Annotated in this window: 1 pseudogene; it reads left to right on the forward strand. The window is 40.2% G+C overall.

The window, feature by feature from the left end:
- Positions 1 to 270 precede the first annotated feature (270 nt).
- Positions 271 to 991, forward strand: a pseudogene (locus QUA36_RS31245) (transposase); the annotation flags it as partial.
- Between the last annotated feature and the right edge of the window lie 78 nt (positions 992 to 1069).

Consider the following 1069-nt stretch of genomic DNA (forward strand, 5'->3'; position numbering starts at 1 on the left):
CGCTTTTATCAACAAGGTATGCGGGCTGCAACCCTTATACAGTCTATCTCGTAGACCTCTTTGTCACCCCCCCAGGCAGCCCGCATACCTTGTTGATAAAAGCGACGTTTATTTCGAGTTAACTTCATTAACTGTAGTTTAGACTAACTAGGGCTTGCTTAAAAAGCCTAAAACCTTTACAGAAAAAGACTTTGACTGGTTTGAACACTCCGCGTGTGCAAGCTTATGAGCTAAAATCTGTCCAAAGCCTAGTACAACATCACTTTCGTAATGTACCGAAAAGTTGACCCAACCCCAAACCCGCCATCCAACTTTGACTTGCCTTTTGAGGGGCAATTGTTAGAAGATAATCGTTGGGTAATCATGGCGAAACTAATTCCTTGGTTCGCATTTGAAGCAGAATATGCTCAAAACTTTTCCCTAGATATGGGAGCTCCAGCGAAATCTTTTCGGATGGCATTGGGAGCATTAATTATTAAAGAAAGGTTAGGAACCAGCGATCGCGAAACAATAGAACAAATCCGAGAAAACCCATACTTACAATACTTTATAGGCATGACCAGCTATAGGAGTCAAGCACCATTCGACTCATCAATGTTGGTTCATTTTCGACAGAGAATAGGTGTCAACCTAGTCAATAAAATTAATGAAAAAATGGTCAAAGAGCAGACCGAAACACCAGGCAAAGTAGTCGATAAAAAGTCATCGGACATCAGCGAGCCGAAGAATCAAGGAAAATTAATATTAGACGCAACCTGTGCGCCAGCCGACATTAAATATCCTAACGATTTAGGAATATTGAATCAAGCCAGGGAACAAACCGAAACAATCATAGATGCTTTGCACACTCAAATTCAGTCACCAGTAAAAAAAAACCAAGAACTTATCGAAACCTAGCCCGAAAAGAATACTTGACAGTAGCAAAGAAACGAAGACCATCACAAAAAAACGCAGAAAAGCGATTAAGAAACAACTTCAATATATTAAAAGAAAGTATCGGCTCAATAAGTAGGGGTAGCAGTTAATCTAGTTGCCAAGACAAGCCCAAGGGATAAAGAGAAGATTTTTC

Source organism: Microcoleus sp. Pol10D4 (assembly GCF_036701555.1).
Classification (GTDB): domain Bacteria; phylum Cyanobacteriota; class Cyanobacteriia; order Cyanobacteriales; family Microcoleaceae; genus Microcoleus.